Annotated in this window: 9 protein-coding genes and 1 tRNA gene; 3 read left to right on the top strand and 7 right to left on the bottom strand. The window is 62.1% G+C overall.

All coding sequences use genetic code 11. From position 1 onward, the window contains the following. Positions 1 to 205: 205 nt before the first annotated feature. The 6 genes from KAJ83_RS19090 to KAJ83_RS19065 all read right to left on the bottom strand — a co-directional run bounded on the left by KAJ83_RS19090 (position 206) and on the right by KAJ83_RS19065 (position 4,762). Complete coding sequence (locus KAJ83_RS19090; protein WP_210683730.1) at positions 206 to 688, bottom strand: DUF4411 family protein; 483 nt, start codon at positions 686 to 688, stop codon at positions 206 to 208. After that, positions 688 to 1,890: an XRE family transcriptional regulator gene (locus KAJ83_RS19085; RefSeq protein ID WP_210683729.1), complete on the bottom strand. Its 1,203-nt coding sequence runs from the start codon at positions 1,888 to 1,890 to the stop codon at positions 688 to 690. Before KAJ83_RS19085 ends, KAJ83_RS19090 begins: the two co-directional genes overlap by 1 nt. Positions 1,891 to 1,979: 89 nt before the next feature. Then, positions 1,980 to 2,056 (bottom strand) — tRNA-Arg (locus KAJ83_RS19080). Between the two features lie 116 nt (positions 2,057 to 2,172). Beyond that, complete coding sequence (gene gloA, locus KAJ83_RS19075; RefSeq protein WP_425515482.1) at positions 2,173 to 2,619, bottom strand: lactoylglutathione lyase; 447 nt, start codon at positions 2,617 to 2,619, stop codon at positions 2,173 to 2,175. 93 nt (positions 2,620 to 2,712) lie between these two features. Then, a complete protein-coding gene (locus KAJ83_RS19070; RefSeq protein ID WP_210683728.1) occupies positions 2,713 to 4,056 on the bottom strand; it encodes a nucleoside recognition domain-containing protein in 1,344 nt (447 codons plus the stop codon). Between the two features lie 121 nt (positions 4,057 to 4,177). After that, on the bottom strand, positions 4,178 to 4,762 hold the full coding sequence (locus KAJ83_RS19065) for an acyloxyacyl hydrolase (protein ID WP_246484917.1): 585 nt from the start codon (positions 4,760 to 4,762) through the stop codon (positions 4,178 to 4,180). Positions 4,763 to 5,133: 371 nt separating this feature from the next. Between KAJ83_RS19065 and rpmB the strand changes: the two genes are divergently transcribed. Further along, complete coding sequence (gene rpmB, locus KAJ83_RS19060) at positions 5,134 to 5,430, top strand: 50S ribosomal protein L28 (protein ID WP_210683727.1); 297 nt, start codon at positions 5,134 to 5,136, stop codon at positions 5,428 to 5,430. A gap of 86 nt (positions 5,431 to 5,516) precedes the next feature. Here the strand turns inward: rpmB and scpA are convergent, their stop codons facing one another. Then, positions 5,517 to 7,676: a methylmalonyl-CoA mutase gene (gene scpA, locus KAJ83_RS19055; RefSeq protein ID WP_210683726.1), complete on the bottom strand. Its 2,160-nt coding sequence runs from the start codon at positions 7,674 to 7,676 to the stop codon at positions 5,517 to 5,519. A 229-nt stretch (positions 7,677 to 7,905) separates the two neighbouring features. Between scpA and KAJ83_RS19050 the strand changes: the two genes are divergently transcribed. Further along, positions 7,906 to 9,423, top strand: a complete 1,518-nt coding sequence (locus tag KAJ83_RS19050) for a hypothetical protein (protein WP_210683725.1) — start codon at positions 7,906 to 7,908, stop codon at positions 9,421 to 9,423. 15 nt (positions 9,424 to 9,438) lie between these two features. Beyond that, positions 9,439 to 9,645 (top strand): hypothetical protein, encoded by a 207-nt coding sequence (locus KAJ83_RS19045; protein WP_210683724.1) that lies wholly within the window; start codon positions 9,439 to 9,441, stop codon positions 9,643 to 9,645. Positions 9,646 to 9,660 lie beyond the last annotated feature (15 nt).

The following is a 9,660-nucleotide window of genomic DNA, read 5'->3' as shown; positions in this document are numbered from 1 at the left end:
ATCGTTTGTCATGGTGAATCAGATTTGCGGCCCCATGGGAATCCCTCGTGAGTCTCAATCAGCGAGAGTTGGTATTACCGCCAACCACTACTTCGAGGGATAAACGGAGAATCAGAATTGTGCACTGTCAAAGTAATTTCGAAATTGGGACAGTTGCAGGATTGCGGTCACGCTTGCTGACGCGAGATAATCTAGTTCTGTAAGCCTAAGGCCTTCGCCAAGATGTGCTCCAGTCCAAAGCGGCGATGAGCTGATGATCGTTAATGCAGTTGATCCCAAGATCAGCGCATATGTCTGGAACTCGCCTCTTCGCACGTGTAAGGGAACGTTTAGAGCTTTCCCGAGAAACGACAGTAGCATCGGTGCGCAAAGCGGCCGCTATCAGGAAGGGGTCTTTGCCAATCCGATCGAGTTCGCGTTCCGTGAGGTTGTGACCATATTGCGCCAAGATCGTTGGAACGTCTGCATCGTAGCCGTCATGATCCAGGACCAGTGCATTGCGATTGTCCTTTTTCCAGTCTTGGAGAGCTTTGAGGTTCGGTGTGAACTCATCCCAAATCTCCACGGGAATTTTGATGTTCCCTATCTCGCCTTGATAGGGAATCCATTCCCAGTATTCTGGCACACGATCAAACGGATAGTAGTCCTTATTCGCGGCGATAAGAGTATTGGCATCAAGCAAGTGCATCAGTTCATAAGCCTCGCTTGAAGCCCGTCGAAGCTATGCGGATTGACGCCTAGTATCCTTGAAGCCCTGGTGTAGGACAGAGAGCCATCGGACACCGCTCCAAGCACGGTGCTAATGAGCGCGGTTCCAAGTTGGCTCTTTGTCGTAACGTAGTAGTTCGGCCCACCGTCTTGCTCTTTTTGGCGCTCGCGGCGGACTTTCCATTCGTCTTGGTACCGTCGATAGAGATCCCACCATTGCGGTTCTTCAATGGCGTTGAGTTTCCAGAGACGGTGAGCCGTTGCGGCCCTACTAACATTTAGCTCGCGCGCGACAACCTGGACCGCTTGATAGACATTGCCATGATCCTGAGACGCCCAGACGGCTAGCAATTGTTCTCGGGGCAGGAGGAAATCTCCAGCGAACCTGTTGCAGTAGGCTTCGATGTCTCCGTCTTCAAACACGTCTCCGGAGAAGACGGATCGGTTACTCAGACCAGATTCGCCAAGCCAAAGGTGAGCGATCTCGTGCAGCAGCGTGAAGGTGTGCGCCGCCTTCGCATCATTGCCATTGATCACGATGAACGGCGCATACTTGCTCGCCAGCGCTAGGCCGCGGAACTCGTCTGGATCGATATTGGTGTGATGACTTCCAAGATTGCCCTGGATCTGGACAAATATCCCCGCTTTCTCAACTTGGTTCCGGATTAGGCGGAACAACTCGTCCTTGTCGCCGCACTGCATTTGGCGTGCGAGCGGAATATCGAGTGTTTGCCTCACGCTCGCGATCAGTTGCTCAATTGGGGTGTTCATCGGAAGGCTACCGATGAAGGGCAGTTCTACAAGCTCATCGTCGTCCTCGAGTAGCGCCAAGATTTCGTCCTGGCGCGCACGCATCCTTCGGACAAACGTTTTTAGAACCGAGTTGTTCGCGTCTACCGGCCGATTTGCGACGGTTCGAAAGTCGGGGAGTTCGTCTGACTCGATAGGAGGGGCCGGCAGGTAGAAGGTCGTGACAGGACGCATTAGTCCCTTCGCCAGCTTGAGCAGTTGAGGCCGTGTTGGCGCGTTTTCCCCTGCTTCCCAACTGGCAATACGCTCTTCCGCCGAGCGCCCCCGCGCGCCCTTGATCCCGGCGACGTCGGCGAGTTCCTCGCGTGACAAGCCAGCGGACTCACGAGCCCACTGCAGCAATGCTGGGTTGATGTGCACCGTCGCTACCATTCCAATAATATACGAACTGTTCGCGGAACGGCAATGACGCTCGCGATGTGGGTTCTCATCCCCGCAGATATCTCAAAATATTGAAACATTGGTGTCCCCGGCAGGATTCGAACCTGCGACCCTCAGATTAGGAATCTGATGCTCTATCCTGCTGAGCTACGAGGACATGCCCGTCGGACTCGTGCCTAAGCAGCGAGACCGTCCAGCCACGCGCCTTTTATCGCAAACAAGGCGCGTGGGCCAGAGGGTCCTACTAGGCACCGGGAAGAGAGAGCGAGGGCCTCACCAGTGTCCGCTATTCTCCATCGAGGCCCAGGGTTCCCGCTTCGGCAGGGCGTCGCCGCGTTGCAGCAGCTCGATCGAGATGTTGTCGGGAGAGCGGACGAAGGCCATGCGGCCGTCGCGCGGCGGCCGGTTGATGGTGACGCCCTTGTCCATGAGGCGCTGGCAGGTCTCGTAGATATCGTCCACCCGATAGGCCAGATGGCCGAAATTCCGCCCCTCGTCATACTCCTCCGGGTCCCAATTGTAGGTCAATTCGACGGCGGGCGCCTTTTCCTGCTCGAAGGCTTCGACATCCTCGGGCGCGGTCAGGAAGACCAGCGTGAACCGGCCTTGCGGATAATCGTTCCGGCTGACCTCCACGAGGCCGAGCTTGTTGCAATAGAAGTCGAGTGATTCCTCGATATCCCGCACGCGCACCATGGTGTGCAGATATTGCATGCCCATGAATTCAATCTCCCTCGCCATTGTCGATAATGCCGGGCTAGAGGTAGGGCGCGGCGGCGCGGCTTGCAACGGCGGAAGAGGGGCGATCCCGGCTCAGGTGAGGTGACCGTAGAGCAACAGACAGATCGCGACCGCCCCCGCGACCCCCGCCAAATCGGCCATCAGGGCACAGGGCAGCGCATGGCGCACCCGGCGAACCTGAACCGCGCCGAAATAGACCGCGAGTACGTAGAAGGTCGTCTCGGTCGATCCCTGGATAGTGCTGACCAGATAGCCGGCGTAGCTATCCGGTCCGATGGCCGGATCCTGGATGATGGAGGCGAGGATACCATAGGCACCGGAGCCCGAAAGCGGACGCATCAGCGCCATCGGCAGGGCCTCCGCCGGCAGGCCAATCAGGCCCGTCACCGCCCCCAGCGGGCCGATCAGCAGTTCCATCGCACCGGACTGCCGGAACATGCCGACGGCGACCAGGATCGCCACCAGATAGGGGATGATCCGGACCGCCACCTGGAAACCGTCGCGCGCGCCCTCGACGAAGCGTTCATAGACACGCACCCCCTTGGCCGCGCCGAAGCCGAGCAGCAGAACCATCAGGCCCGGTACGATCCAGGGCGCGATCGTCTTGCCGTAAAGCACGGTCAACGGGACGATCGCGAGCACGCCGAGCAGCACGAGCGCGGAAATCCACCCCGGATAGGCCTCGTCCGTCGTCTCGGGCAAGGGGGGGTCCAGCTTGTCTTCGGTTTTATCCGACGACGGGGCGGCCGTCGCCTGAGAACTATCCGCGCTCGGTGACTCGCCCGGCTCCGCCGCGCGGGCCGGGAAGCGCCCCTGGAGCAGCTTGCAGCTCAGGATCGCGATCGTGGTGGAGCAAATGGTGGCGACCAGCGTCGTCGGCACGATGCCGGCCGGGTCGCTCGACCCGGCGGCCGCGCGCAACGCGATCACCCCCGTCGGCAACAGCGTGACGGATGACGTGTTGATCGCCAGGAACAGCGCCATGGCGTTGGTCGCGGTTCCCTTATGCGGGTTGAGGGTGTCGAGTTCCTGCATCGCGCGGATGCCGAAGGGGGTCGCCGCGTTACCGAGGCCCAGCGCGTTCGCCGACATATTCATGATGATGGCGCCCATCGCCGGATGGTCCGCCGGGACGTCGGGGAAGAGGCGCACCATGACCGGGCGCAGCAGCTTCGCGAAGATGCGCAGCAACCCGCCCGCCTCCGCCACCTTCATCAGTCCGAGGAACAGCGCCATCACCCCGATGAGGCCGAGGGCGAGCGTGACCGAGGACTCCGCCGTGTCGATCATGCCGAGCGCCAGATCCTGCATGGGGGAACTGGCCTCCGCATCGCCGGCGGGGGCCTGCCATTGCACCTGTCGGATGGCGGCGACCGCGAAGGCGATCAGGACGATGGCGAGGAAGATGAGATTCATCGCGCGCGCTTTCCCGTTTCGCCCGCGCCGATCGCGGGTCGAGGCAAGGAGCGACGCTAGGCGGATTCGGAGGGGCTGGGAAGGATTGGCGGAGGGGCCGGGCTGGCCCCTCCTCGCGTCCTTACTCGAAAATCCGGGTCAGCGGGTAGGAGTAATGGACCGTCACCACCTCGGTCCCCGGATTGTTTTCGTCCAGGCTGGCGTTCGAGAGGTGATAGAGCGAGATGCCGAGGCGCGAGCGGTCGTCGAACCGGTAGGCGAGTTCGAGCGCCGAACGGAACTCCACCGTATGGCCGAGATCCTTGCCGTCGCCGTCGCTATAGAGGCCGGCGGCGAAGGCCGGGGTGAAGACGAAACGGCGGCCGAGGAAGATGTCGAGGCGAATACCGCCATAGCCGTATACGGCCGCGTCGGTGGTGCCCATGATTCCGATGAAGGGATTGAAGATCCAGAGCTTCTGGCCGCTGATATATTCGACGTGGAACTCACCCGCATCCTGATCGTCATTAATGTCGTAGTACCCGGCGCCGACGCGCAGGAACCCGGGGTCGTCCTGGCTTTGGGCCTGGGCCGGGGAGGGGGTGAACGTCATGGACAAGGCGAGCAGAAGAAGCGCCACACCGAAAACCGGGCCGTGTCCCGCCAGCCGGTTGCCCATGATCCGTTTCATCGGACCCGTGACGCAGCAAAAGGAACCGTGCACCATTTCTCCCCCAACTCCCTAACGCCGAACAATGCCGCGCACGACGATCCGATGGAACACCGACTGTCTTGCTTACGGTCTACATAACCAGGAATGTGCCGCAAGGACGCAGCGAATGGGACTCCTTTTACCCTGCCCCGGCGTCTTGGGGAAGGGGTTGTGGCGATTTGGCAACAATGCTTTCCGTCGCATGTTGCGGGCTTGACGCTCCCCGGGGCGATCGACTAAATACACGCGCTTTCCGGCGGGTGCGCCGGAATCCAGGATCACCACGCGCCGAAGCGGGCGCGGTTCGGGGGCGCGACGGCCGGATTTCGGTCCCATTGGATCGGGGCGGGTCTAGCGTTCTCGTGAAGCAGTGCCGAGAGGATGTCATGTCGCGACGTTGCCAGATCACGGGTGTCGGGGTTGCCACGGGCAATAACGTCTCCCACGCGGTGAACAAGACCCGCCGCCGCTTTCTGCCGAATCTGCAGACGACCCGGCTGTTGAGCGAAGCGCTGGGCGAGCAGATCCGCCTGCGTCTCACCAGCGGCGCGCTGCGCACCATCGACAAGAAGGGCGGTCTCGACGCCTATCTGATGGGCACGCCGAACCGGAAGTTGCCGGAAGAGGCCCGCCGTCTGAAGCGCCGTATCGCGCGCAAGCAGGACAAGGCCGCCGCGGCGTAAGCTCCCGACCGATATCGAGCCTTTCGAAAGGGCCCGCGACGATCCTGTCGCGGGCCTTTTTCCGTGTGCATGACGGCCAGGTGGCCCTATTCCGCCGCCTGCGCCTGGGCCTTGGAGATGAGTTGCAGGATCTCGCTGGCCGCGTGCGGGATATTCGTGCCCGGCCCGTAGATCGCCGAGGCGCCGGCCTTCAGCAGGAAATCGTAATCCTGGGGCGGAATGACGCCACCACAGACGACGAGGATATCGTCGGCGCCTTCCTTGCGGAGCGCCTCGATCAATTGCGGGACGAGCGTCTTGTGGCCGGCCGCCTGGCTGGAGACGCCGACGACATGGACGTCGGCCTCGATCGCCTGGGCGGCTGCCTCCTCCGGGCTCTGGAACAGCGGGCCGACATCGACGTCGAAGCCGATATCGGCGAAGGCGGTGGCGATCACCTTGGCGCCCCGGTCATGGCCGTCCTGGCCCATCTTGACGACCAGCATGCGGGGGCGTCGGCCCTCGGCCTCGACGAAGCGGTCGATCTCGTCGCGGATTTTCATGAAACCCTCGTCCCCCTCATAGGCGGACCCATAGACGCCGCTGATCGAGCGAATGGTGGCCCGATGGCGGGTGAATTCACGCTCCAGCGCGTCGGAAATCTCGCCGACCGTCGCGCGGGCCCGCGCCGCCTCGACGGCGAGCGCGAGCAGATTGCCCTCGCCCGACCGTGCCCCGTCGGAGAGCGCGTCCAACGCCTTCGTGCAGGCGGCCTCGTCCCGCCTCTCCCGAATCGTCTTCAGGCGCGCGATCTGGCTCTCCCGGACCTTGTCGTTGTCGACGTCGAGGATATCGATCTCGTCCTTATCCTCGGACTTGTACTTGTTGACGCCGACGATGGTCTCCTCGCCCCGGTCGATGCGGGCCTGGCGGCGGGCGGCGGCCTCCTCGATCTTCATCTTGGGCCAGCCCTCGTCGACCGCCTTGGTCATGCCGCCCATGGATTCGACCTCGTCGATCAGCTTGCGCGCTTCCTCGATGAGGGCGCCGGTCAGGCTCTCGACATAATAGGACCCGGCCAGCGGATCGACGGTCTGAGTCAGGCCCGTCTCTTCCTGAAGGATGAGCTGGGTGTTGCGCGCGATGCGGGCAGAGAAATCGGTCGGCAGGCCGATCGCCTCGTCGAAGGCGTTGGTATGCAGCGACTGCGTGCCGCCCAGCGCGGCGGCCATCGCCTCCACCGTCGTGCGGATCACGTTGTTGTAGGGATCCTGCTCCGTCAGCGACCAGCCGGAAGTCTGGCAATGCGTGCGCAGCATGAGGGAGCGCGGGTCCTTCGGCGCGAATTCCTTCTCGATCAGGTCGGCCCAAAGGAAGCGTGCGGCGCGCAGCTTCGCCGCCTCCATGAAGAAGTTCATGCCGATACAGAAGAAGAAGCTGAGACGCGGCGCGAACTTATCGACATCCAACCCCTTCGAGACGGCGGCCCGGACATATTCCAGCCCGTCGGCCAGCGTGAAGGCGAGTTCCTGGGTCAGCGTCGCGCCGGCTTCCTGCATGTGATAGCCGGAGATCGAGATCGAGTTGAAGCGCGGCATGTTCTCCGCCGTGTACTCGATGATGTCGGCGACGATCCGCATCGAGGGCTCGGGCGGGTAGATATAGGTGTTGCGGACCATGAACTCCTTCAGGATGTCGTTCTGGATGGTCCCGGACAGCTTGCCGATCGGGCAACCCTGTTCCTCGCCGGCGACGATGAAGTTCGCCATGATCGGTAGCACCGCGCCGTTCATGGTCATGGAGACGCTCATCTCCTCCAGCGGGATGCCGTCGAACAGGATCTTCATGTCCTCGACGGAATCGATCGCGACGCCGGCCTTGCCGACATCGCCGACGACACGGGGATGGTCGCTGTCATAGCCCCGGTGCGTCGCCAGATCGAAGGCGACCGATAGGCCCTTCTGTCCGGCCTTCAGGTTGCGCTTGTAGAAGGCGTTGGATTCCTCCGCCGTCGAGAAGCCGGCATATTGGCGCAGCGTCCAGGGACGCCCGACATACATCGTCGCCTTCGGCCCGCGCGTGAAGGGCGCGAAACCGGGAAGCGTGCCGATCTGCGGCAGGCCCTCCAGATCCTCGGCGGTGTAGAGCGCCTTGATCCCGATCCCCTCGGCCGTGATCCAGGTGAGGTCGGACGCCGCGCGACCCTTCGTTTCCTTCTCGACCAGGGCTTCCCAGTCGGACAGCGTCTTCTTCTCGAACTCGGCCATGAACGCGCTCCCTAACCATACCGCGGTGACGGTGCCCCCGTTATACCGCCGCCGGCCGGGCCGTGTCGAATCGCATCGGCTCTCATAGGCTTCCGCTTAACCTACTGGGAATTCAGGGTAAATCGTATAGCTATCAAAACGTGTGTAAATACAATACTTGCCATATTTAGTGTTAACCTTATGCTGCATGCCGAGCCGCGTGCAATGCGACGGATCGAGAGTGAGGGGCATGACAAGCAATCAGGACGCCGAGGCCTCGGCCTCCATCAAGACGACCGAGGTGATTCTGACCGAGGTCTATCGCATAGGGCCGGTCTTGCCGGATATGTCCGCGGGCGACCTGTCGGCGCGTCTGCGCGTTACCGAGAAGGCCCTGCAGGCCGGTCGTCAGGATCTGCCGAAGGCCGACGACACGCGTCCCGACGATACGCAGCAATCGATCGTCAAGACCGTGAGGGAACGGCTGAACCAGGGGCGGAACAACAGCATCGACGTGCTGGACGCGCTACAGAGGCGGCGCGGTCAGATATCCCTCGCGCCGACGCGGCAAAAGCTGAAGGAGGCGCAGCACACCATCAACATCAACGTGGACCGGGTGAAGGCCGACCACCGGGACATGCTGGTCGACGCACGCACGCGCGAGCGGTCCCATCTGCGCAATCTAAAATATTTCCAAAGCGTCCACGACATCCACCACGAGGCGCATTATCCGGATTCGAAGCTGCTGCATTGGTCGGTCCTGGCGGCGATGGTGCTGGGGGAATCGATCCTCAACAGCTATTTCTTCTCGCTCGCCTCCGACCTCGGACTGCTCGGCGGCATCTTCCAGGCCTTCCTGATTTCCGGCGTCAATATCGGGCTCGCGATCTTCGCTGGCGAATTCGGCTTGCGTCAGATCCATCACGTCTCGCGCGCCCGCCGCGCGCTCGGCTCGTCGGTGCTGTCGCTCTATCTCACGGTGATGTTCGGCTTCAATCTGGCGACCGCCCATTACCGGGCGCTGCTGGAGGAAGACCCTCTGACGGCGCTCAAGCTCGTTTTCTCGCGTCTGACCGGCACGCCCTTCGGTTTCGACAATTTCGATGCGGTGATCCTGCTCTTGATGGGGATCATGTTCTCGCTGGCGGCGCTTTATAAGACCTATCGCGCGGACGACCGTTATCCGGGATATGGCGCGATGGACCGTCTCTATCGCGAGGCGCGCGAGCGTTACGAGGAGAGCAAGAGCCACTTCCGCGACGATATCAACCGGACGATCGACGAGGGGCGCACGGAAGTCAGCCGCATCATGCACGAGGCGCGCGGCTATGTCTCCGAGATGCCCGATAATCTGCGTCACGCCCAGAGCACGATCGACGACTATCACCGCTATGCCGACGACGCGGAGGTCGTCTTGCGGCAATTGCTGGAATCCTACCGCGCGAAGAACGCGGAGATCCGCACGAGCCGCGCACCCGCCTATTTCGGTGATTTCCCGGAGACCGGCGTTTCCCATGAACTGCCGGACATGGGGGTGACGGCGGATCGCGAGGCGCTGCCGGATTTCACCGCCTCGATGGAGGCGCTGGAGGAGGAGTACGAGGGCACGATGGCCGGCTTCAGGGCCGTCAACGAGCGCGCGATCGAGGACGCGGATGCCTTCATCCGGGAGATCGAGGCCGAGGCGGACGAGCGGCTGCGGGAGGAAAGCGGCCTGCGCAATGAACCACGGCCCGGCGTCGGGACCCAATCCGAGACCGCCGCGTGACGGGCGGGACGGCGCATGGCTAGGTCCGGCTTTCGCGACAAGAAACGGCGCAAGGACAAGCAAGGCTTCATCGTGGTCGCCTGCGTCCTGGCAACGTCCGCGCTGCTGCTGGGGCTCTACGCCTATGTGGCCGCGAACCGCATCGTGACCAATCCGGATACCTTATACCATTTCGCGCTGATCACCATTCATGGGCCCATTGTCGATATCCGATGGACATGATCTTCCACGGTTGGT

Source organism: Marivibrio halodurans, from assembly GCF_017963645.1.
Classification (GTDB): domain Bacteria; phylum Pseudomonadota; class Alphaproteobacteria; order UBA8366; family Aestuariispiraceae; genus Marivibrio; species Marivibrio halodurans.
This window is presented reverse-complemented; position numbering and strand designations above follow the sequence as displayed.